This window comes from Vibrio sp. B172a (assembly GCF_030248355.1).
In the GTDB taxonomy this organism is placed as follows: Bacteria; Pseudomonadota; Gammaproteobacteria; order Enterobacterales; family Vibrionaceae; genus Vibrio; species Vibrio owensii.
Genome location: NZ_JAHGAC010000022.1, coordinates 284977 through 306423, shown reverse-complemented (window position 1 = coordinate 306423; position 21447 = coordinate 284977). Strand labels below are relative to the sequence as shown.

Annotated in this window: 21 protein-coding genes; 10 read left to right on the top strand and 11 right to left on the bottom strand. The window is 44.9% G+C overall.

Annotation, left to right across the window (positions count from 1 at the left end):
* Nucleotides 1-177: 177 nt before the first annotated feature.
* Nucleotides 178-1377: a zinc metallochaperone GTPase ZigA gene (gene zigA, locus KIT90_RS20075; RefSeq protein WP_285378278.1), complete on the top strand. Its 1200-nt coding sequence runs from the start codon at nt 178-180 to the stop codon at nt 1375-1377.
* 144 nt (nt 1378-1521) lie between these two features.
* On the opposite strand, the gene KIT90_RS20070 is transcribed toward zigA, so the two are convergent.
* Nucleotides 1522-2736, bottom strand: coding sequence for a GTP-binding protein (locus tag KIT90_RS20070; RefSeq protein WP_285378277.1), 1215 nt, complete (start codon nt 2734-2736; stop codon nt 1522-1524).
* Nucleotides 2737-3012: 276 nt separating this feature from the next.
* Here KIT90_RS20070 and KIT90_RS20065 point away from each other — a divergent pair, with 276 nt between their 5' ends.
* Complete coding sequence (locus tag KIT90_RS20065; protein WP_162998339.1) at nt 3013-3174, top strand: hypothetical protein; 162 nt, start codon at nt 3013-3015, stop codon at nt 3172-3174.
* Nucleotides 3175-3360: 186 nt separating this feature from the next.
* Here KIT90_RS20065 and KIT90_RS20060 read toward each other — a convergent pair whose 3' ends face one another.
* Nucleotides 3361-3990, bottom strand: a complete 630-nt coding sequence (locus KIT90_RS20060) for an SGNH/GDSL hydrolase family protein (RefSeq protein ID WP_285378276.1) — start codon at nt 3988-3990, stop codon at nt 3361-3363.
* Nucleotides 3991-4195: 205 nt separating this feature from the next.
* Complete coding sequence (locus KIT90_RS20055) at nt 4196-5041, bottom strand: enoyl-CoA hydratase/isomerase family protein (RefSeq protein ID WP_033006300.1); 846 nt, start codon at nt 5039-5041, stop codon at nt 4196-4198.
* Between the two features lie 326 nt (nt 5042-5367).
* Here KIT90_RS20055 and KIT90_RS20050 point away from each other — a divergent pair, with 326 nt between their 5' ends.
* The gene (locus KIT90_RS20050; protein WP_285378274.1) at nt 5368-6354 is read left to right on the top strand and encodes a zinc-dependent alcohol dehydrogenase family protein; all 987 of its coding nucleotides are present in this window, start codon (nt 5368-5370) and stop codon (nt 6352-6354) included.
* 114 nt (nt 6355-6468) lie between these two features.
* Here the strand turns inward: KIT90_RS20050 and KIT90_RS20045 are convergent, their stop codons facing one another.
* On the bottom strand, nt 6469-7434 hold the full coding sequence (locus tag KIT90_RS20045; RefSeq protein WP_285378273.1) for a phytanoyl-CoA dioxygenase family protein: 966 nt from the start codon (nt 7432-7434) through the stop codon (nt 6469-6471).
* A gap of 166 nt (nt 7435-7600) precedes the next feature.
* On the opposite strand from KIT90_RS20045, the gene KIT90_RS20040 reads away from it, so the two are divergent.
* Nucleotides 7601-8491, top strand: coding sequence for an AraC family transcriptional regulator (locus tag KIT90_RS20040; RefSeq protein WP_199436955.1), 891 nt, complete (start codon nt 7601-7603; stop codon nt 8489-8491).
* A gap of 90 nt (nt 8492-8581) precedes the next feature.
* Here the strand turns inward: KIT90_RS20040 and KIT90_RS20035 are convergent, their stop codons facing one another.
* From KIT90_RS20035 to KIT90_RS20020, 4 genes are all read right to left on the bottom strand, one after another.
* Complete coding sequence (locus tag KIT90_RS20035) at nt 8582-9022, bottom strand: YtoQ family protein (RefSeq protein ID WP_020196348.1); 441 nt, start codon at nt 9020-9022, stop codon at nt 8582-8584.
* Nucleotides 9023-9055: 33 nt separating this feature from the next.
* Nucleotides 9056-9685 carry a DUF1349 domain-containing protein gene (locus tag KIT90_RS20030; protein ID WP_039839469.1) on the bottom strand — a complete coding sequence of 210 codons (630 nt, stop codon included), beginning with the start codon at nt 9683-9685 and terminating at the stop codon, nt 9056-9058.
* A 199-nt stretch (nt 9686-9884) separates the two neighbouring features.
* Nucleotides 9885-10487, bottom strand: a complete 603-nt coding sequence (locus tag KIT90_RS20025; RefSeq protein ID WP_052447872.1) for an NAD(P)H-dependent oxidoreductase — start codon at nt 10485-10487, stop codon at nt 9885-9887.
* Nucleotides 10488-10512: 25 nt separating this feature from the next.
* Nucleotides 10513-11406 (bottom strand): haloalkane dehalogenase, encoded by an 894-nt coding sequence (locus KIT90_RS20020; RefSeq protein ID WP_285378272.1) that lies wholly within the window; start codon nt 11404-11406, stop codon nt 10513-10515.
* A 133-nt stretch (nt 11407-11539) separates the two neighbouring features.
* On the opposite strand from KIT90_RS20020, the gene KIT90_RS20015 reads away from it, so the two are divergent.
* The 3 genes from KIT90_RS20015 to KIT90_RS20005 all read left to right on the top strand — a co-directional run bounded on the left by KIT90_RS20015 (nt 11540) and on the right by KIT90_RS20005 (nt 14301).
* Nucleotides 11540-12106 (top strand): TetR/AcrR family transcriptional regulator, encoded by a 567-nt coding sequence (locus tag KIT90_RS20015; RefSeq protein ID WP_039839472.1) that lies wholly within the window; start codon nt 11540-11542, stop codon nt 12104-12106.
* 254 nt (nt 12107-12360) lie between these two features.
* Nucleotides 12361-13290 (top strand): alpha/beta hydrolase, encoded by a 930-nt coding sequence (locus KIT90_RS20010; protein WP_285378271.1) that lies wholly within the window; start codon nt 12361-12363, stop codon nt 13288-13290.
* A gap of 93 nt (nt 13291-13383) precedes the next feature.
* Nucleotides 13384-14301 carry an AraC family transcriptional regulator gene (locus KIT90_RS20005; RefSeq protein WP_122071686.1) on the top strand — a complete coding sequence of 306 codons (918 nt, stop codon included), beginning with the start codon at nt 13384-13386 and terminating at the stop codon, nt 14299-14301.
* Nucleotides 14302-14399: 98 nt separating this feature from the next.
* Here KIT90_RS20005 and KIT90_RS20000 read toward each other — a convergent pair whose 3' ends face one another.
* Nucleotides 14400-15548, bottom strand: coding sequence for an AI-2E family transporter (locus KIT90_RS20000; protein ID WP_285378270.1), 1149 nt, complete (start codon nt 15546-15548; stop codon nt 14400-14402).
* 331 nt (nt 15549-15879) lie between these two features.
* Between KIT90_RS20000 and KIT90_RS19995 the strand changes: the two genes are divergently transcribed.
* Nucleotides 15880-16425, top strand: a complete 546-nt coding sequence (locus KIT90_RS19995) for a sugar O-acetyltransferase (RefSeq protein ID WP_285378269.1) — start codon at nt 15880-15882, stop codon at nt 16423-16425.
* A gap of 99 nt (nt 16426-16524) precedes the next feature.
* Complete coding sequence (locus tag KIT90_RS19990) at nt 16525-18048, top strand: AGE family epimerase/isomerase (protein WP_285378268.1); 1524 nt, start codon at nt 16525-16527, stop codon at nt 18046-18048.
* 70 nt (nt 18049-18118) lie between these two features.
* Here the strand turns inward: KIT90_RS19990 and KIT90_RS19985 are convergent, their stop codons facing one another.
* Nucleotides 18119-19678: a methyl-accepting chemotaxis protein gene (locus KIT90_RS19985; RefSeq protein ID WP_285378267.1), complete on the bottom strand. Its 1560-nt coding sequence runs from the start codon at nt 19676-19678 to the stop codon at nt 18119-18121.
* A gap of 429 nt (nt 19679-20107) precedes the next feature.
* Between KIT90_RS19985 and KIT90_RS19980 the strand changes: the two genes are divergently transcribed.
* Nucleotides 20108-20680 carry a YceI family protein gene (locus KIT90_RS19980; RefSeq protein ID WP_285378266.1) on the top strand — a complete coding sequence of 191 codons (573 nt, stop codon included), beginning with the start codon at nt 20108-20110 and terminating at the stop codon, nt 20678-20680.
* A 120-nt stretch (nt 20681-20800) separates the two neighbouring features.
* Here the strand turns inward: KIT90_RS19980 and KIT90_RS19975 are convergent, their stop codons facing one another.
* The gene (locus KIT90_RS19975) at nt 20801-21433 is read right to left on the bottom strand and encodes a cytochrome b (RefSeq protein ID WP_285378265.1); all 633 of its coding nucleotides are present in this window, start codon (nt 21431-21433) and stop codon (nt 20801-20803) included.
* Nucleotides 21434-21447: the final 14 nt, after the last annotated feature.

Below are 21447 nucleotides of genomic sequence, written 5' to 3'. Positions count from 1 at the left end.
CGAGATAAGAGTTCGCTCTCTAAATTCCGTACATCTGAATCTGTATAACTTAACGACGAATGAATGCGCCAATAAGGTGCAGTACTCGACACAGTCACAAACTGCTTGATGCCAGAGTTAAGATCACCGACTATATTAATTGTTATATTATAACATTACACTATAAAGAGCATGAGCATGAACACCCAGAAACTCCCTGTTACGGTTTTGTCCGGCTTTCTAGGCGCAGGAAAAACAACCGTTTTAAGTCATATTCTTAACAATAGACAAGGCAGAAAAGTCGCGGTCATCGTCAACGACATGAGCGAAGTCAACATCGACGCAGCGACCGTTCAGAATGAAGTTTCTCTCAACCACAGTGAAGAAAAGTTGGTTGAAATGAGTAACGGCTGCATCTGTTGTACCCTGCGTGAGGATCTACTTGAAGAAGTTACTAAACTCGCACAAGAAGGCAGATTCGATTACTTAGTTATCGAGTCCACTGGCATCGCCGAGCCACTTCCCGTTGCAGAGACTTTTACGTTTGCTGATGAAAACGGGCTATCACTTTCAGACGTTGCACGTTTAGACACAATGGTTACGGTGGTTGATGCGATTAACTTTCTGCGTGATTACGATGAAGCTAAGTTCTTAACAGAGACAGCCGAATCCTTAGGCGAAGACGATGAACGCAGCGTCGCCGACTTACTCGTTGATCAAGTCGAGTTCGCTGACGTTATCTTGATAAGTAAAACCGACCTCGCTGAGAAATCAGAAATCGAAAGGCTTCTTGCGATTCTTAGAACTCTCAATACATCCGCCACTATTCTTCCTATCTCGAATGGTGAAGTAGAACTTGAAGCAGTACTCGACACACAAAGCTTCAGTTTCGAAAAGGCACAACAAGCCCCAGGTTGGTTGAAGGAAATGCGAGGCGAACACATACCGGAAACCGAAGAATACGGCATTTCCAGCTTTGCCTATCATGCGAGACGTCCTTTCCATCCAGAGAAGTTTTACGACTTCCTCCACAATGCGAAAGATTACGGCAAACTGATTCGTTCCAAGGGTTACTTTTGGCTAGCAACAAGACCAGAGTTTGTCGGTCAATGGAGCCAAGCGGGAGGCATCGCACGTTATGGTGTTGCGGGTATGTTTTGGAAAGCGATTCCGAAGGAGGAATGGCCGACGGATCAAGATTACCTCGACGCTATAAACGACATTTGGCAAGAACCATACGGCGATATGCGACAAGAATTGGTGTTTATTGGTCAGGGATTAGAGCGAGAGAAATTGATTGCTCGTCTTAACGAATGCTTGTTAACAGAAGATGAGATGGAGCAAGGGCTCGACTATTGGTTATCTCTGGAAGACCCTTTCCCTGAATGGGAACAGTAAACCACTGAGACACAAAAAGCCTCCCACCATTCGGGAGGCTTTCTCGTTACACAAAGCCAATTTTGGTATACCGAGCCAATTCAGTAAGTCCGTTCTCGAAACAACCCGAGCAAACATGCAGCGAGGGAATCCTCACCAGTGCATTCAAAGCGTCTTCTTCTGGCTCAACTTAGCTATTTTCTTTGGCCAAGGATCTTCAAATGTTGCCCCTTGTTGCCATTGCTCCAGTTCCGCATCCGTTAAAAAGCAGTTTTCCAGCGCATCAATAAACACATCGACTTCGTTTTCTTGACCAATCACCGTTAAGCGACAACGACGATCACCAAAGCGGCTTTCAACGCTGTCTATCTTATCTTGCAGGATTTGGCGATGTTCGTCAGTGAAGTGTTGTGATTCGTCATTGATTACCGAAGCGCGCCAAAAGCCTGTAATTTCAAGCCCCACATTGCCGTTTGCTTGGCTCCAAAGCAGTGAAACATCGTCTCGAGTTGGGAACCAAAAGAACCCCTTACTGCGGAACACACCTTTAGTTAAATACTGATGGCAGGTATTCCACAAACGCGCAGGATGAAAAGGTCGATCATCTTTGATCACTTTGGCGACAAGGCTTTGGTCGTCTTTATCAGAGAGATTCAACGGCTCATTCACCGTCTCACGAAGTTCTGCGATTAACTGCTCAACGAGGAAGAAATTGTAGTCTTGCTCACCTTTCAACATGCGGATATCCAAGTTTCCCCATGACGTTTTGATTATCTCGGTGTAAACGTTAAGCGGGTGAATCGCCTGCGCGATGTTGCGAACGGTATTGTCATCCACTTTGTCCGTCTTAGTGAGCATGACACGGTTTGAGAACATGATTTGCTCTACCAACAAGTTTTCAACGCCGCGAACACCCTGTTGTACGTTCTCCTGCCACTTCGGAATTAAGGCAGAGCCTTGTCGATAGTCGTCTCGCAACCAAGTCGCATCCACCAACGTAATCACGTCTTTGAGAGCGAATGGTGCGTTATTTTTGAAATACTCAACCAAAGGCAAAGGATGACTACTGCCCGATGTTTCAATCACAATCCATTCTGGCGATTTTTCTGCGCAGAGCTTTTTAAGGGCTTTATCGAGCTGCTTTACACCACTCGGGCTGCTGATGCTGTCTCCACTGATCGTGACAAAGTTGCCCTGCTCTTCACTCACCGCATCGGTATTTAAGATAAGCACGCCATCAACGTCTAACTCACTCATATCATTCACAATAACGGAAAGATCAATACCAGAAGAATCGGCTTGTTGAAGAATATTGCGTAAAAACGTGGTTTTCCCTGACCCGAGAAATCCATGCAAAATGGTGACTGGAATTGATGGCATACCTTTGACCTACAAACTCTGAATAAACATACGTTATAACATAACAATTTGATGAGTTATAGAAGGAATCCAATTGCTGTCTTGGCCCCAAAGATTAAGAATCGGTTAAGACCACAGAGGCTGATTTTTCAGAGCTCGCCTTCGTTTCTCATCATGTTTCACCACCAGCAAAGGTCTGACTATTGATAAAAATAATAAGTGGTTACAAAACGACCATTGCTTTGTTTATAAAATTGGAGAAAGATGACAATACAGCGATTTATAGGAGGTGGTGTTATGACATTAGTTCTTACCGTTCTTATTTTCCTAAGTTGTATTGCGATGCTCGCAATTGGTGTGATGTTTTCACGTAGGCCGATCAAAGGCGGAGGTTGTTGCAAAGCGTCCGATGTTGCGGATGTGGGCGCACGTAAAAGGCAGTCTCGCAAGGATACATAGAATTCCAGCACACGAGTGCCCAGATAGCGGTTTTGCCTCGATGTAAGCACTTTACAATTGGTGAGTACGCCAACCAGATACGTCACCACCTTTAGGGCACAGCGCATACTCGCCCTGCTTCTCAACCTTTTCAATACAGGCTTTTCCTTAGACGAAAAGCCTGTTTTCCCTGTAATCTCTTAACGTCTATGATTTTTGAAAAGCCGCTAACACCATAGGAAGCAGTGCTTTCGCCAATTTCTCATGCTGGTCTTGTTGCCAATGAATGCCTTCGTTAGGACAAGATTCCACTACGGTTCCGGCATCAAGAAATGCACATCCCAGCTCTTCCGCTCGATTTCGATAATGAAAGCCAAACTCTTTGGACTTCTCCGCCCCGCCAATAAACATACTGCCGAAGAAACCAATCTCATGCACGGGTGGTGGCGCGACTAATAGAACTTGCGGCGCTTCTCGCTTTGCCCAGTTATCAAAGTTAAGAACCTCTTGCGCTAAGCGAGCTGCTCCACGCGAGATATCGAAAGCTGACAAACCCAAGCAGTTTTTCATGTCATTCGTGCCAAGCATAATGATGACCAAGTCAGGCAGATGAGATTCCAAGCAAGGGCGTAAATAGCGCAGGCCATTTTTCTCACCTTCAAAAGGATCATCGTGCACAGTGGTGCGTCCTGGTTGCCCTTCCTCTATGACCTCATAACCATCCGGTAGAGACATTCGTAACAAGGATGGCCATCGCTCGTTTGGTCCGTAACGTCGGTCTTCATTCGGTACAGCGCCCCAGGTATTTGAATCGCCAAAACAAAGTATGGTCGGCATTAAACGTGTTCCTCACTAAAACTATCGCTTTGCAGTCTATCAAAAACGTTTATCAAGTCTGTGATTTAATTCGAAAGATCATGCCCATAAACAAGCTCAATTGGCTTGCGAATTTAAGAACGATACACACGTCGGCAGTTGAACACAAAAAGGCGAACCACTTGGCTCGCCTTTCTAGTGCTTGCTAAGAAACTAACGCAGCAGCTTAGTTGATGTCTTGGACCTTCATCACCAAGTCTTCCCAATTACGTTGGTTTTCGATGTCATGCTCTAAGCCTTGATCATCGGCAATTTGGAAACGCTTAACTGCCGGCGTTTTACTCGTTGCTTGGTAAAGCCAGTATGCTTCGGCTTTCAATGCTTCATCAATTGGCTTGTCGATTGACTCGTACACCATCTGTTTACATGCATTGATAGATTCAGCCGGGAACTTAGAAATTCGCTGCGCTAATGCATCAACATAAGGGCCAATTTCATCGGGTTCTAACGCTTTGTTGATGGTGCCGTACGCTTCTGCTTCATCCGCGTCGAAGTCTCGAGCGCTCAAGATGATCTCTAGGGCACGACCTAATCCCACCTGACGCGCCATACGAGATGCGCCACCGCCACAAGGCAAGATGCCCATACCCACTTCCATCTGCATGAATTTGTATTTACCGCGAGCGGCAAAACGCATATCACAGGCCAATGCAAATTCATGACCGCCACCACGGGCAAAGCCTTCTAACTTCGCAATTGTGGCTTGTGGTAGCTTGCTGATTCTTTCGAGAACCGCTTGAAGATCGAGTAACTTCGCTTCTTCGCGAGAAACGGCCTCTGTCGACATCTCTTTAAGCAATTCGGTATCGTAATGACAAACCCAAATCTCCGGGTTGGCTGATTGGAATACAACCACTTTTACACTACGATCACGTTCTAATCGCAGTGCTAACCCATTCAAATCCGCCAACATTTCCTGCCCTTGCACGTTTACCGTACCAAAATCAAACGTGACATAAAGAATTGCGTCTTCTTGCTTTGCAGTAAACGTTTTGTAGCCTTCGTAAGCCATATCCATTTCCTTTTTCCAATTAAATCATTAGGTTGCTATTTTTCAAAGCAACGCAATTAACGTTACGCCTCTAAAAAACATCAAACAATGACGCATAAAAAGAAACAGTATCTACGAAAACTAAAAGGTGATTTCCTCAATAACGGCTAGCAACAAAACACGCAAATCTGATCTTTACTCTCAATTGGTGAGTAAGTAACTCTGCGGTTTACTACTCGTATTATTATCAACGAAAACTTAAAACTGATTTCTTTTTCAGCCCAATTATCAATTTTGAAATCGCGCCTATACTGAATCCATACAAACGCACAACCGAGGAAATCATAATGAAAGCAGCCGTAATTCGTCAGTTTGGTAGTTCAGAAGTATTCGAAACAGCAGACGTGCAAAAACCGCAAGTTAAAGCGGGCCACGTCCTAGTTAAAGTTGCTGCATCAAGCGTTAATACTGTTGACATGATGCTGCGCGAAATGGGCGAAGGTTTACCCTTCCACCCACAACTTCCAGGCATTCTGGGTATGGACTTCGCAGGCACCGTTGAAGCCGTTGGTGAAGGTGTTACCGAATACATGGTTGGTGATGAGGTTTATGGTTGTGCGGGTGGCCTCGGTGACCTTCAAGGTTCTCTAGCGGAATACATGGTGGCAGACGCAGACCTTATCGCTCACAAGCCAAGCAACCTTTCTATGCGTGAAGCGGCGGCAATTCCATTGGTTGGCATTACGGCATACGAAGGGTTGATCCGTGCTGGCATTCGCCAAGGCCAAAAAGTACTGGTTCATGGCGGCGCAGGTGGTGTTGGACACATCGCACTGCAGCTCGCTCGTCACATGGGTGCTGAAGTATTCGCAACTGGCTCCACAGGAGTGAAGAATGACCTGATTACTGAACTTGGTGCAACCGCAATTGATTACCGTACTGAGTCAGTAGCCGATTACGTTGCGAAACACACCTCTGGCGCTGGTTTTGATGTGGTCTTCGATTCAGTTGGTGGTGCAAACCTAACTAACTCGTTTGATGCAGCAAAACTCAACGGCCAAGTTGCAACAACCGTGTCTTTGCATGAGCAAGATTTAAGTACCGTTCACATGAAAGGCTTGTCATTGCACGTAGTATTTATGCTTATTCCGATGATCCATAATGTTGGTCGACGTGAACATGCCATCATCCTAAAAGAGTTAGCTAAGATTGCAGAATCAGGCGCACTAAAACCGGTTCTCGATGAACACGAGTTTACCCTTGAGCAAGCTGGCGCTGCGCATGATCGTCTAGCCAGTGGTCAAGCGATTGGTAAAGTTGTCGTAAATATCTAAGTTTTGTCTTAGTGACATTAACAGCACAATTCAAAAAGACCTCCGTGATGGAGGTCTTTTGTTTTTAGCTTACTTTTGTTTTCAGCTTAACTGGTTTTAACCAGAGCAGTCTGTTTAGGCAGACTCAGGTACTTTCCAACTCACCAGACCTAGCAGCTTCTCACCTAGCGGTGTAAGTTCAGCTCGGGGATACTTCACTTGCTCCCAATTGCGGGGATCACCCGGGAAAGCAAACCCTTCTGGTGGAAGACGTTCTTGCCAAGAGCGAACACGCCAATCTCGAATGGGTTGGTTACCTTCTTCTGCCGGAACCATAGAGATATATTGCGCCATACGTACTTTATCGGACTGGTTCGAGCGAATGCCATGAGGAAGCAGGCTATTAAAGATCAACAAGTCCCCTGCTTTCATCGAAATAAACTCCACCTCAAAACCGGTGAGATCTGGCACATAAGGGTCGCGGTCAGCAGGCTGGGTTTTACGCCACTCTTCCAGTTGACGATAAAGCTCCGGCACACATTGGAAACCACCAGTTTCTTCGTCCGTATCAGACAGTGCCAACACACCTTGCACGTTTACCGGCAATGGATCGAGTGAGGAATCCGCATCCCAATGAACAAATCCATTGAATTCACGACCCGATTTATTCGGCGGATTAAGGTTAGCGCGGTCAATAGTGACCCATAAGTTTTCCTGATCCCAAATATCAACAAATGCGTTATACACCTCTGGGTTCTGACGGTTGTCCCATAACACTTGGTTGTTATAACACTCCACCATGCCAGAGTTGTTGAGCTCAACCATGGCGTGGTCACGGCGCTGTGCTTGATACCAAGTGCTCGTATCGTTTGGGTCCATTTCTTGGAACTCCCATAGGAAATCCTGTGAACGCTTTACCGCTTCCGGCGAGATGATTTGACGAAGCACCAAATAGCCATTGTGTTGCCAAAAGTCGAACTGTTCTTGGGTTAACTTTTTCAACGGCAGTGTTTTTTTGATGTCTTTTAGTTGCGCTGAATTGATGTTGGAAACACTGTTATTTCCGGGTGCGTTGTCGCCGAATCCGTATTTGTTTTTCATAGTGACTGATTCCTGTAGGGCTGATTATTATTGGTTTAACAAGCGTTGAGCGCGCTTGGTTAGTCACATTCTGACAACAATTAATCCAACAAAGTGATACAAAAAACGCAGATACTGGTACTTTACCGTCATAGAAATATGCGTGTTAGATAGGTTTGTATTACTCATGAAAGCTCAATACGAAAAGGTTCAATACAACCAAAACAATTCATGGCAACTGCTGATTCGGCGCTTAGAGGCGATTCCTTTCGAATGGCATTTTCACCCTGAGTACGAGCTGACACTCACTCTGAACAGCAAGGGCGAACGCTACATTGGCGATACGATCTCTGAGTATGAGGATTTCGACTTAGTGCTATTAGGGCCCAACATCCCTCACACCTGGCAATCAAGAACAAGCCTAGAAGCAGATAAGGAGCAGAAGGTTTATGTCTTGTGGTTTGACACACAATGGATAGAGGAACTCTCCCGTTTATTTCCTGAATGCCAAGCCTTTTCTCCCCTGCTACTCGAAGCTCATAGAGGGCTGCACTTCTCTCAAGCTATCGCGAAGCAATTGCTGCCTCTTTTTGAAGAGTTAGACACTGCGACGCCAATGCAAAAGCTCACCATCATGCTGAGTATTCTTGATGAGCTAAGCAGCACTGCTGATTACCAACCTATATCAGTGAATCAAACCTTGAACCGACAAGACTCCGACAAGCGCCAGCAAAGATTACTCAGTCAATTGCTTGAAACAATACACGCAAACTACACCGAACCGCTATCAGTCACAGAGTTGGCCTCTTTGGTTGGTATGAGTGAGAGTACCTTAGGGCGGTTTTTTAAAAAGATGATGGGACAAAGTGTCAGTCACTACATCACCCAAGTAAGATTGGGTAAAGGCTGTTCGCTATTGGTACAAACCGACAAGCCCGTTTCCCTCGTTGCGGAGTTATCGGGATTCAATAACTTGTCGAACTTCAATCGATTATTCTTAAAATACAAGCAGCTTACGCCCAAAGCGTTCCGTGCGAAGTTCACACAATCCCATTGCGAAACAGAAAAAAACGCATAGCCAAATGACTATGCGTTTAAGTATCTAAGAGCAGTTAAAACCCTAAAGGTCAGCTTAACTCCATGACAAAATAGAGTTAGCTTCGAGTGATTAAGGGTTTACCGTGTACGCGATTAATTCGACGATCTGTTCTGGTGTCGTTGCCCATGCCTGAGCAGAAGCATCAACTTCTTTAAGTGCATGGACAATATTCTCATCATGCAAAGTGATGTAGGGCTTACCTAAAGCGGCACAGAAACCGGCATCAAACGCCGCATTCCACTGCTTGTATTTGTCACCAAATCGAATCACGGCAAGGTCACAAGACTTAATGGCGGTCTGAATTCGAATCGCATTTACTTTCGCTGATTTATGATCGCGCCAAAAAGGATTGTCTTCCGGGCCCAAGCCATCGCCCGCTGCATCACTGGATTCATGGTGCGTGTTGGCAGAGATAAACGACACATTCAGGTCTTTTGCTTCACAGCCTTTGATGATTTGCTCACGCCAGTCAGTATGGATCTCGCCCGACAGGTACACAGTTAACTTCATAATCCCTCACTTTGCTTTGTTGTGTAGTTGGATTTAAACCGCATGCGCTAGCCATTTACAAGGCTCTAAACGCATATCTGTGAATGTGGCGGTAAATGAAGATTTAAGCGGACTACAAGCATAGACACCAAAACTCACAACATTGTTTGCCGGCAATGGTGGGTTGCACTTGCCCATTTCTGGTGTGGTTTCCCCCAACTTATGTAGGTGGAAGATTCGCATTTGTTTAAATGTCACACCATCAAAAGAAGACTCAATCAGAAAATCAGGACCGCGACGACTCAAGCGATACCAGATTGCCTCTGGCAGCGGGATGTCAGAAGTTGCCCAATCAGAGTAACCCAAGTTAGTCACGACACTGCCTAAACGTGAGAAAGCTTCGTTTTCATATTCGATAGAGGCTTTAAACCAGTTTTCGCTGTCGAGGTAAATAATCAAACCACACTGATCAAATTGCGCCTGATAATCAAAACTCACTTTTGTGGTAAAAGTAAAATTCTCTTCCGATTCGATTTGCAGTGCTGGCGCATTATCATTTCTAAAGCCGTAGTATGAACGCTGCCAAAAATCGGTTTCTGGCTCCGTCGTGATGGAAACAAAGTCCTGTGTCACTTCACTCACTTTAGGTTCAAAAATCCACTTACCGACAGTAAAATCTACCATTGTTTCATTCCTTGTTTATTCTTGTTCTTCACAACTCACGCCGATGTGCTTTATCAATCAGCCGCTTTGTATTATTCCATATTCCGTACTGCTGACAACGTATCCAGCTCAATAAACAAACACAATTTTTCGATAAATAAAAAGAGCGAACTGATTGATTCGCTCTCGTTCAGATTAGAATGCTATCTAGCTTGGCTGTTTATGCTAAACCTAAATCTTCATAAACATCTTCAAGCTCTTGCGTCATGCTGTCGTAGAGATACTGTCTCGGGTTTGAACGCTTAGGATCATCAATTTTCTCTACCAGTTGAACGCCAAAAGCCTCAATCTCCTCCGGTTTGGCCGCATCAGCATTAAACATATATTCAGGCTGAAGATAGTTCATTTGAATTAAGTTTGCCGTGAGCTGAAATGGTCGCAGCAAATCAGGTACCGTGGTGAAAATATCAAAGCCTGAGTAGAACTTTTCACGACCACCAACCGATACGACAAGCTGCATGTCTTTCCCTTTCAACTTGTCGCCTTTTGCGCCATATGCGAAATCGTGGGTTAGAACATCATCTAACCATTTTTTCAACAGTGGTGGCATTGAATACCAGTAGAAAGGAAATTGCAGAACAACGCGGTCATGCTCTAACAATAACGCTTGTTCCTTCTCTACGTTGATTTGGAAATCCGGATACTCCGCATAGAGATCGCGACTTGTGGTGATCTTGCCAGATTCCTCAAGCTGAGTTTTCCATGTTTGGTTGTTGCGGGAGCTTTCCAAATTTGGATGGAACACGAGATTTAGAATTTTCATGAGTGATTTCTCTTAAAAACGATGCTTAAAGCTTGAAATGTTCAACAGCCGCTTGAGCGACTTCTTTGCCGAACTCTTGAACAAAATGCCCCGCTTCAGGCACTTCCATAGGAGCAGGACAACCTTTTATAACCGTTTGCATGTACCCCATTACGGCAGGACCTAGCATTTTGTCTTTCATACCAACAGCCATAAAGGTTTCCCCTTCCCATTCCTTACCCCAGAAAGGAACCGCTGCTGTAGAAATATCAATGCACGCTTGGTCTGGATTAGCGACCATCTTCGGCATCTTACGAACAGCTGCTTTGAAAGATTCATCAGGGAATGGGGCAGCGTAAGCACGAGCCTCTTCATCATCTAACGTTGGTGCGTACTTCTTCATGAAGTGGTCCAGCGCCAACTCTTCTGGTTCAACGATGTCTTTCTTCCATTCCAAGAAGGCTTCTTGAGTGGTTGGCCCCATCAACAAACCCGTGTTCATGATCAGTAATCGCTTAAAACGTGCTTTCATCGCTTGTGGCAAAGTTAGGCCAAGCAAACCACCCCAATCTTGAACGACCAACGTAATGTTATTTAGATCTAGGTGCTCAATCAGTCCAAGCAAATAGTTACGGTGGAACTCGAAGTTATGGGTGTCTTCCGATACTGGTTTGTCAGACTTACCAAAACCCAGCAAATCCGGTGCGATAACGCGTGCTCCCGTATCAACAAATACTGGAATCATTTTGCGATATAGATAGCTCCACGTTGGCTCACCATGAAGCAGAACGAAAACTTCATCTGAGTTCGGGTTTCCTTCATCCAAGTAGTGACCTCGAATACCCTCATAGCCTTTTAAACCTTCTACATAGTGAGGTTTGAATGGGTAATCTTTTAAATTTTCGAATTGAGCATCTGGTGTACGTTGGACTTGAATCATGGGTATCTCCTTTTAAAATTAGGTCACCTGACCTACTGGTTGAAAAATTAGGTCAACAGACCTAATATGTCAATACTCTTTTTCAAATTAAGATCAAACGTGATCCTTAATCTAACGCTCTGAGATGTTGTAAATGCCTAAAAAGTCAGCAAAAGTAGAAAGAATTCTTGATATAGCAATCGAGCTATTAAAAACAGAAGGTGACTTCGGTGTAACGATGCGCAAGGTCGCAAGCGTCGCAGACATGTCTTTAAGCAACGTTCAATATTACTTCAAAACGAAAGATGACTTACTCAAAGCCGTGGCCGATCGTTATTTCCAACAATGTTTAGACGATTTAAGAGCGTTACCGGTGATGGAAGAAGAAAAGGCATTGAGACCAATTGTCTCTATGCTGCTTTCACACGGTCATGAGCTTTCTGACATGTGTCGAATCTTCAGAGAGTATTGGGCAATCTCTACGCGTAATGAAAGTATTGAGTCTTACCTGAGCGATTACTATCAAACGATGGTCGTGGTAATGAAAGAGAAAATCGCGCCGCTAGCAAAAGATCAAACCTCGCAATCACGAGCAGTATCGATTCTTATCCCATTCGTTGAGGGATACTCTGTGACGGCGAAAGCGATGCCAGTTTCACTCGATGAAATGGTCGACACGATTGAAGCGATGCTACTCGTTAATTTACGCGGGGATTACTAGAAACATACAACGCTACGCCATTTCAACAGGTATGAATATCAAAGGCGGCTTCCCTGCTGCCTTTTGCAAACCATTCAACTCTCACTAACAGCTCGGATTTTCAACTTCAAACGCTTTAACACGCATTCACAACACGCCACTTTTGTTTGGTTGCCCCGCGGGGTTTTGTATACACATTGCGGTGTTTTGTGCACTGACTAAAAATCACCACGGAGTACGATAGTCACATCAACAAACACAAGAGAGATAACGTGATGACAGTACAAAAGGTTGAATTTAAGAGCTTGGGCCTAACTTTGGTTGGCGACATGTATCTACCCCAAGGTTTTGATGAATCGAAACAATACAAAACCATCGTAGTTACCCCACCAGCGCACCAAATCAAAGAACAAACCGCCGCTGTATACGGCCCTATCTTTGCAAAACTGGGCTTCATATATCTTGCCTTTGATTACAACAGCAAGGGTGAATCGGACAGCTACAGCGAGGGTTTCCGTAACGATGAAAACAGCTTCCGTAAACATGAAGATCTACGCAACGCGATTTCTTTCCTTTGCTCTTTACCTTATGTAGACAAAGACAAGTTGTACGGCATTGGCATCTGTGGCGGCGGCAACACTATGAGTAGCGTGCTTATCACAGACTTGCGAGTAAAAGCTTTTGCTTCTATCAGCGCAATGTTAGCAACCGATGCCATGTTCTTCGGTGATAAAGCCGCTTACCGAGGCATGATCGGCGCCGCGAATGACGCTCGCCAACGCATGTACAATGAGCAAAGTTCGGAAACATTCGACTTGTTTGGATACGACGATCCGGATTACAAATGGAACAACCCTCAAGCTTCAGAAGCAGCACTTGAAGGTTATGAGTTCTACGGTACCGCTCGCGCAGGCAGTGAAACCTACCCTAGATTCTCTAACCAAGTGTTATCGAACATTTATGAGTCGGCAGTACTGAATATTGGTGAACGCTACGCTGAACACATGGCTCAACCATTCTTGGGTATTGTGGGCGAACGAGCAGATACCGCAATCGCAACTGAGCTATTCTTTGAGAAGGTCACATCACCAAAAGAACTGTTTACCGTGCCTGGCGCGAGTCATGTAGACTTATACGATGTTGAAGAATATGTAACGGTTGCTGCGAACAAGATTGCTGAGTTCTTCAATAGCCAAAGCGCATAAGGCTGTATCGCGAAATAAACCAACAAGTTAATTCATGGCAACACGGCAACAGTGGCAGCTTGGTTATCTGCCACTGTCATTTTAGGTAATCGTATGAAGAAGTATCATTTTCAGTCCATCGCAGAGCAAAACGAGTGGTTTGGAATCCGCCCTCCTGAGCACCCATTAATTGATGTCATCAAGATGGATTCTAAAGACCACGATGATGATCTGCGATGCGACAACGGTTTTGCTATCTCAAGCGATTTTTACTCTATCTCGCTGAAACACATCACTTCTGGCGAGTTGCTTTACGGTCGAACCAAATACGATTGCTCCAATGGCACCATGATCTTTATTGCACCCGAGCAAGAGATTGCTGGCATTGGCATTAAAGTCGACTCTGTGGCTCGAAGCATCTGTTTCCATGAGGATTATATTCGCGGCCACGAACTGCAAGAACAGCTTAAGAAGTACCATTTCTTTAAGTATTCTGTGAACGAAGCGCTGCACCTTTCGCCAAAAGAAGAAAAGCAAATGGCGGCGATTTTTGACGCTATTGAAGCGGAGTATCGCAATAACTTGGATGCCTTCACCAAGGAACTGATTTTGTCGCAACTCGGCACATTACTGATGTACGCCAATCGCTACTATCATCGTCAGTTCTTAATGCGCAAAGAGTCTGAAAGCTCAGTATACGAGCGCTTCTCACAGCTGTTGGACAGCAGAATGCAAGCCATTCTTGATGAGTCTTCTAGCATCCCAGAAGTGGAAGAATTGGCTTCAAGTATGAATATGACCAGCCGATACTTGAGCGATGCACTTAAAGCAGAAACGGGCAAAACGACCAAAGATTGGATTCATAAGACTCTGATCGATAAGTCGAAAGATCTGCTTCTCTCTACCGAGGATTCTGTTGCGACCATTGCCTACACGCTTGGCTTTGAGTATCCACAGTACTTCTCTCGCCTATTCAAAAATAAAGTCGGTTTAACCCCTTCCGAATACCGCACAGAGAATAGATTGCATTAAAAGCGTGTTGATAGCTGAATAACAAACACAAAAAAGACGGCCATGCGAGCCGTCTTTTTGTTTATCTGCAGTAATAACTGAATAAAACGTTAGTCGTTCTATTCCTTTCCTTTTTGCTCGGTTTCTTGAGTAACTTCTTGTGCCTGCCCAGTCTCGATGACATCAGCAACGTCTTGGGTTTCTGTGTCTACCCACTTCATAAACACTTGGTAACCCGCCGCTAAGAAGGCAGCGCCAATGAACATGCCAAGAATACCGCCCGACATCATGCCGCCCACTGCACCAATCAGGACAATGGGCATAGGGACTTCTAACCCACGTCCGAGAATCAGTGGTTTCAAGAAGTTGTCGATCAGACTCGCTGCAATCAATAACACAGTAAAGATGACGTTATGAACCGTGCCGCTATCTCCTGCCCATAGAATACCGACAGCAACCAACGCAATAATGGTCACGGGCAATTGCACAATCGCAAAGATCAACGCAATGAGTGTAAACAAAGCGGCAGCAGGTACACCGGATAATGCAACAACTCCGCCGAATGCCATTGCCGTTAAGAACGCAATACCGATGATTCCCACGGCGACTTGTCTGATGGTGGCCGTGGTGAGTTGATGTAAATCTGGTCCCCTCACCTCATCGGTGAAGCTAATGAAGATCTTACGTATCGACTTTGCAGCAGGTTGAGCCCAAGCGAGCATGATACCGGCGATAATGATCGCGCCTATTAGCATAAACACGCTCTTCGCCGCTCCCGTTGCACTGTCAACGAACCAGCTAAAGAAGCCTTTGATTTGAGGCTGACGCTTTTCGACAAACGTTGGCAGATCGTCTGCGGCCTCGTACCAAACGGCATGAACTTTTTCACCGACTAGAGGCCAAGTTTTGACGCTATCTGCAGGCTTGGCGATGACCAAAGTGCCATCTCGATACGATTCAAAGGCACCGAGTGTTTTCGAAGCAAAGGAATTGCCTACCATGGCCGTTGGCGTACCAAGAATCAACACGCCAATGATGGCAATTAGTGTTGCCGAACGCGCCGAGCTTAACCCAAGCTTTCTTTCAATGACGAGTTTGACTGGATAGAGCGCAATGGCAAGCACCAACGCCCAAAGCAAGATAGGAAGAAATGGTAAAAACGCCCACCAACAGACAATAACGATAAGCGTCGTGACGGAGAATCGTATCAAAGACGTGGTAAACGCCTTAGCCAACACTTTCTCTAAGTTTTCATTTGGATTGCTCAACTGTTTTTCCCTTTGGTTTCGCGCCATATTCTTATTTATCGGTAATCCGATAATCGATGACGCGTGAATAGACCCAACACAGTATTTATCCGTACTTAATCAAAGACCGACGGCTTAAAAAGCCGCGGTTTCATAAAACAAGCACTCATATAAAACCTAGTACACTTCCCCGTACATTCAACGGTTTAGTATTGAATTGTTTCTCAAGGCGATGTTATGAAGTGTTATTGAGTGACCATATTCTGATTTTACGGTTCTCAATTTCCACTTGTATAGCGCGCGCTTTATATTGCTCACTTTGTTGCACTATTTAAGCGGTAAGGGCAAAAAGATGTCAGCACTCGAACTTATGCGTTCAGGAAAGGTTTATAACTGCCTAGACGAAGAACTTCAGTTCATGCGGGAACGCACATGTGAGCTCATTTTCAACTTCAACCATGAACCCAATGCAGCAAAGCGACATGCACTTCTCGTTGAAATGGGTGTCAATCTTGGTGTTGGTGCTTGTATCCAAGCCCCGTTGCAATTGACGTATGGATGCAACCTTTCAGTCGGCTCGCACACTTACATTAATTGGGACGCCATCGTCATAGACAACGGGCAGGTAACCATCGGCGCAAACGTGATGATTGGTCCACGAGTTCAAATCTATACCGCAGCACATGCTTTAGAGACAGAGCAACGCCTTGCTGGGGATGAAACTGCAAAACCTGTAACGATAAGAGATAAAGTCTGGATTGGTGGCGGTGCGATCATTATGCCGGGTGTGACGATTGGAGAAGAAGCCGTGATTGGGGCTGGATCGGTCGTAACTAAAGATGTTGCTCCTGGAGACCGCGTTGCTGGTAACCCCGCTCGTTCCATCAAAAAAGAATGACAAGCTTGTCAGCAGAAGGAATAGAAAACCGGAGAGATTCAACGGTTTGTAGAGGTCACCAACCGATATACTCTTTCTTTTCTTTCAAGGACTTGCTTTATGCCTTTTTCGACAAAGTCGTTAATAATAGCGTTATCTCTCGCCACCAGTTCGGTGTCACTGGCGGCGACAATTGAAACCTCCGTTTCACACGAAACAGTTTCCCAAGACGCGATTGCAAATAATGCGGCGTCAACGACCTTTCCATCTACTCAGACATGGCTAAGCCACGTCACAACTGGCTTAGCCCCTTACTGGATGGATGAAAAAGCTTACGGAGAACCTGTTGGAAACTTCCCCACTTTCCGCTGCAACGATGGTCGCAAACTGGATACAGCTAATGTCTGCAATGAGTTAGATCGAGGTTGGATTACTCCCTATTTTGGTCGTGAATATACGCGAATGAAATCACGCCAAACCTACGCCTATGGGGTTCTTTTCCACCTGACTGGAGACACTCAAGCCCTTGAGTTAGCAAAACAAGGGGCTTATTACTTAATCAACGAATTGCAAGACAAAGAGCATGGCGGCTTTATTTCGTTCACGCAAAATAAACAAGCTGGTTTAAAGTGGACACAGAGAACTTCACAAGACCAAGCTTACGCACTCGTTGGACTTGCAATGTATTACTACTTAACGGGCGATCCTCAAGTAGAAAAAGTGCTTATTGATCAGCAAAAATTTATCTTTGATAACTACAGACTAACCGATGAAGTAGGACTTGCTTGGGTTTTACAAGATGGTGATGAGCAAAGTGCAAAACAGCATGAGTTGGTTGCACAATTAGACCAAATTAACGGCTATATGCTTTTGGTTGCTCCCCTATTACCAGAACCACACCGAACGAAATGGCTCAGTGATCTGACTTGGTTAACAAGTACATTAGTTCAACATTATCACTCAGATAAAGAGCAGCGCTTCTACGGCGCCATTCATCACAAAGCCGTCATGCAGCCAAACGCTAAACATAACGATTTTGGTCACACCATCAAAGCGTATTGGATGACTTACCTTGTCGCAGAACAAATAAACAATGCCGATTGGAAACAGTTTGCGAAACAAGGCATTAGAACGACATTAGAGCGAGCGCAATATCAACAACAGTTCGAGCCAGTTAGCGCTTTATTCTCTGCCGAACTACAAAGCGAATGGGCGAATCAATCCATCCCTGCTTGGCAAAGCCGCCCTTACTCTAACGGCAGCTCTTCTTGGGAATGGGCGGAGCTTGACCAATCAGCAATGACACTTGCCATTTTGGATAACGAGGTTGGGCATGTGCTGCCATACACCACACGTACTTTTATGGATGCATGGGTTGATCATCAATATGGGGGCGTCGGTCTCGATCCAAAATCAACCAAAGCGTTTCATTGGGGCAATGGTTATCATCAATTCGAGCACGCATTGATTGGCACCTTAACGTCTGGTGCACTAAACCAGCAGCCAGTGACTTTGTATTACGCAAATTCGAGCAAAGCGCAATCCGATTTCATGCCTTATTATTTCCAGGGCAAAGTGGATAACTTCAAGCGAACGGCGCAAGACGAAATTCAAGCAGTGACCTTTAGTAACATCACCCCATAACCACTCTTTGTGTACGTATCAGCAAACAAAAAGGCGACTCGATGGTCGCCTTTTGCATGCTTGTTGTGGGTTAGATTTTGAACGAGCCGACGTAATGATCAAGCGTTTGCGAAAGCTCAGCCAGTTGTTGACTCGATTGCTCTAATTGCTCACTTGCATTTAGACCGAGCTTCACTGAGTTGCTCACCGTATCCATGTTCATGTTGATCTCGTTAGCTACCGTCGATTGCTGTTCTGTTGCCGTTGCAACCTGAGTATTAATATCCAAAATGGTCATTACCTGTTTAGAAATTGCTTCTAGTGCTTGTCGCGCCAGTTCCGTCTCCGCAGTTCCTTCTTCGATCAGAGCTTTACTGTTCCCCATCGAACTCACGGCATTTTGCGCTTCGTCTTGCAAGCGTTTGATCATCAGGTCAATCTCATCGGTTGACTGTGCGGTTTTCGTCGCAAGGTTACGCACCTCGTCAGCTACCACAGCAAAACCACGACCTGCGTCACCAGCACGAGCAGCCTCAATTGCAGCATTAAGTGCTAACAAGTTGGTCTGTTCTGAGATACCACGAATCACCTCAAGGATTGAACCGATCGATTGAGTATTATCTGCCAAACTGACGATGATGCTGGACGTGCTGTTCATCTCAGTTTCAAGGTTTGTGATTGCCGTAGTGGTCTTTTGTAGCGTCTTGTAGCCTTCTTGCGTTTCATCCGTTGCAGTACTTGCTGCGCTCGCTGCACCTGCTGCGTTCGATGCAATCTCATTAACTGTCGCAATCATTTCATTCATTGACGTCACCACCAGCATGGTTTGCTCGTTTTGCTCCTGCCCACGAGTCAACGCCTGTTGAGATTGCTCACGTAAGGCAGTTGCAGAGCCATTCAATGCAACACCAGTATTCACCACTTGCGAAATAATGCCATGAACCTTTTCGACAAAGACATTAAATGCTGATGAAATCTGAGCCACTTCATCATTGCCTTTTGTTGGCAAACGAACAGTCAGATCTCCTTCCCCTTGCGAAATGTCATGCAGTGCATTTTTCAATACTGATAACGGCTTCATTAAATGGCTTAGCAGAAGTGAAAGTAGTACCACGCAAAGTACAAAAATCACGATCATTGAACCAAGTTGGTAGCTAATAATGCCGTTCGTTGCTTGGCTCACTTCCGTAATTGGAATACCAATATCGAACGTGCCGTAGAGCTGGCCATTCACGTAGATTGGAGCCATGATATCGAACACCCACACTTGCTGCACATCCGCGTACCACTTCGAGTATTGCTGCACACCTTTGGTTGCACCCGCCACTGTATAGTCATCTTCGTACTTCTTGTTTAGCTTTTGTTTATCACTGTGTGCAACAGCAGAAACATTGCTATCTATTACAATGGCATAGCTTACATCTGAGCGTTGCTTTAGCTGGTCAACTAACGCTTGAAGATCTTGGATCGGATGATTTGAGTTCTCTAGGATGTAACTTGCATTCTCAGCTAAGAACTCAGCCTGAACCTGAGATTTGTGCAAGATGATGTCATCGATTTTCTGACTTGAGATAAAGTAGGTAGACGCCATACTCGCCATGACAGCAATGCCAAACATGGCACAAACGGCTAATAGGATGATTCTTTTCATTATGGTTGTCTCAACGCAAGCGATTAATTTCCATCAACGGGGTTAATTAAGCCGATGGTTTGGCATTATCTCTTTGCCAAACCACTCTCCCGCGATACTGGTTTTAACTATTCAGTTACGTTATCCGCATCAGGTGCAACAACTTTAATAAAATGAGCCTTTTTTTTATATCAGCATCACACTTTTATAGAATAACCATATTGGTCGTATAGATTTACCAACACCTTAATAAGTCATTGCTAATTAGCACATTTTTGACATAAAAAGCGTAAATGGCATCAGTTACATTGATATCAAATCCTCATTATTGAGCGCACAATCACATCGAAAAAATCATCGAAATCAATCGATTTAATTCCTTATTAACTTTTATAAATCCGAACTACTATCAAGTAGAACCGTTGTTCAACGTATATAAGGTTAATAATAATGAGAAAGACTTTATCCACCCTAAGCATCGCGCTTGCGCTATTTTCAGGTGCATCGTTCGCTGCTGATAACTACACGCTAGATTCAGAATTCTCCTCAGTCAGCTTTGCTACCATCAAAAATCAGTTTGTTGTTGAACCCGCGACCATCGATGCCCTCAAAGGCACGCTTAACAGCGAAGGACAATTTGATGTGTCTGTCGACCTAAACAGCATTGAAACCGGCATTCCAATCCGTAATACGCGACTCAACGAAATCTTCTTCGAATCGGCAAAACATGCCCCTGTAAAAGTTGTCGGAAAAGTCGATTGGTCGATACTAGGCGAAGGCTCTCACAAGCTTAAAGTACCTGCTGAAGTGACACTGTTTGGTAAGACCAAGTCGGTAGAATTCCCTGTTGTGGTACTCAATGCTGGCGATACTGTGATGGTTAGCTCAAGTGCGCCTGTCATTATTGGCGCTTCGGATTTTGGTATCCCAACTGAAAACTTAACAAACCTAGCAGCAACGGTTGGTGGTATTAAGATTTCAGACCGAGTTCCACTCACTCTGAATCTCACCTTTAAAAAGTAGTTATTTAGCCCAAAACGGCTTGATAACGCGAAACAAAGGCTTGGAGGCTCACCAAGCCTTTTTTCTTTTGGTGTGAACCGCTTTATTCAATGTTGCGTTAAAGCGCCCGTCTCCCTACTATCAATTTTGCTTGGACGTACTCAACGCCATGCTTCTTAACACATCATTCTTACTCACGAAGTGGTGTTTCAATGCCGCCGCAACGTGCAACGCCACCAGCGTCGCTAATGTGGCACAACCAACTCGATGAACCATAAAGAAAAACTCATTCACTTCGGCATTAGAAATTGGGTTTGGAATGGTAAACAGCCAAAAGAATGGGTACTCGTGCTTAAGCATCAAAAAGCCACTGACAAAGACAACAAACATCACAAGATAGATAGTGCCATGAGCCAATTTAGCAATGCTCTTCTGCGTGCTGGGTATCGTGCTTGGTAACTCTGGTGTCTTTCGAAAGAATGACCAACACCAACGCACGATGAGCAATACCGCCGCAATGGTCGCGAATGACATGTTGAGCGTCGACAACACATGAAACAGTTGCGGCATATCCATCACAAACAACATGCCATAACCCGCAATGGTGGCGTAGATGATGATCACCGCCATTATCCAATGTAACCATTTACTGAACGCGTCATAGTGTTGTGACGTATTGCTTTGGTGTTGGGGTGAGTCATTTTTAGGTTTGAATGCCTTATTTTGGGCGTGCGGAATCGCTTTCTGGTGCTGACCAGAATCTAGTTTTGACATATTGTCACCACTGA

What these genes read in the sequence shown, in the direction of transcription:
- KIT90_RS20055 (WP_033006300.1), bottom strand. Translation starts at nt 5,041, where the DNA reads ATGGCTTACGAAGGCTACAAAACGTTTACTGCAAAGCAAGAAGACGCA.
- KIT90_RS20050 (WP_285378274.1), top strand. Translation starts at nt 5,368, where the DNA reads ATGAAAGCAGCCGTAATTCGTCAGTTTGGTAGTTCAGAAGTATTCGAA.
- KIT90_RS20040 (WP_199436955.1), top strand. Translation starts at nt 7,601, where the DNA reads ATGAAAGCTCAATACGAAAAGGTTCAATACAACCAAAACAATTCATGG.
- zigA (WP_285378278.1), top strand. Translation starts at nt 178, where the DNA reads ATGAACACCCAGAAACTCCCTGTTACGGTTTTGTCCGGCTTTCTAGGC.
- KIT90_RS19995 (WP_285378269.1), top strand. Translation starts at nt 15,880, where the DNA reads ATGTCAGCACTCGAACTTATGCGTTCAGGAAAGGTTTATAACTGCCTA.
- KIT90_RS20025 (WP_052447872.1), bottom strand. Translation starts at nt 10,487, where the DNA reads ATGAAAATTCTAAATCTCGTGTTCCATCCAAATTTGGAAAGCTCCCGC.
- KIT90_RS20015 (WP_039839472.1), top strand. Translation starts at nt 11,540, where the DNA reads ATGCCTAAAAAGTCAGCAAAAGTAGAAAGAATTCTTGATATAGCAATC.
- KIT90_RS19975 (WP_285378265.1), bottom strand. Translation starts at nt 21,433, where the DNA reads ATGTCAAAACTAGATTCTGGTCAGCACCAGAAAGCGATTCCGCACGCC.
- KIT90_RS20045 (WP_285378273.1), bottom strand. Translation starts at nt 7,434, where the DNA reads ATGAAAAACAAATACGGATTCGGCGACAACGCACCCGGAAATAACAGT.
- KIT90_RS19990 (WP_285378268.1), top strand. Translation starts at nt 16,525, where the DNA reads ATGCCTTTTTCGACAAAGTCGTTAATAATAGCGTTATCTCTCGCCACC.
- KIT90_RS20070 (WP_285378277.1), bottom strand. Translation starts at nt 2,736, where the DNA reads ATGCCATCAATTCCAGTCACCATTTTGCATGGATTTCTCGGGTCAGGG.
- KIT90_RS20035 (WP_020196348.1), bottom strand. Translation starts at nt 9,022, where the DNA reads ATGAAGTTAACTGTGTACCTGTCGGGCGAGATCCATACTGACTGGCGT.
- KIT90_RS20010 (WP_285378271.1), top strand. Translation starts at nt 12,361, where the DNA reads ATGACAGTACAAAAGGTTGAATTTAAGAGCTTGGGCCTAACTTTGGTT.
- KIT90_RS20020 (WP_285378272.1), bottom strand. Translation starts at nt 11,406, where the DNA reads ATGATTCAAGTCCAACGTACACCAGATGCTCAATTCGAAAATTTAAAA.
- KIT90_RS20060 (WP_285378276.1), bottom strand. Translation starts at nt 3,990, where the DNA reads ATGCCGACCATACTTTGTTTTGGCGATTCAAATACCTGGGGCGCTGTA.
- KIT90_RS20065 (WP_162998339.1), top strand. Translation starts at nt 3,013, where the DNA reads ATGACATTAGTTCTTACCGTTCTTATTTTCCTAAGTTGTATTGCGATG.
- KIT90_RS20030 (WP_039839469.1), bottom strand. Translation starts at nt 9,685, where the DNA reads ATGGTAGATTTTACTGTCGGTAAGTGGATTTTTGAACCTAAAGTGAGT.
- KIT90_RS19985 (WP_285378267.1), bottom strand. Translation starts at nt 19,678, where the DNA reads ATGAAAAGAATCATCCTATTAGCCGTTTGTGCCATGTTTGGCATTGCT.
- KIT90_RS19980 (WP_285378266.1), top strand. Translation starts at nt 20,108, where the DNA reads ATGAGAAAGACTTTATCCACCCTAAGCATCGCGCTTGCGCTATTTTCA.
- KIT90_RS20005 (WP_122071686.1), top strand. Translation starts at nt 13,384, where the DNA reads ATGAAGAAGTATCATTTTCAGTCCATCGCAGAGCAAAACGAGTGGTTT.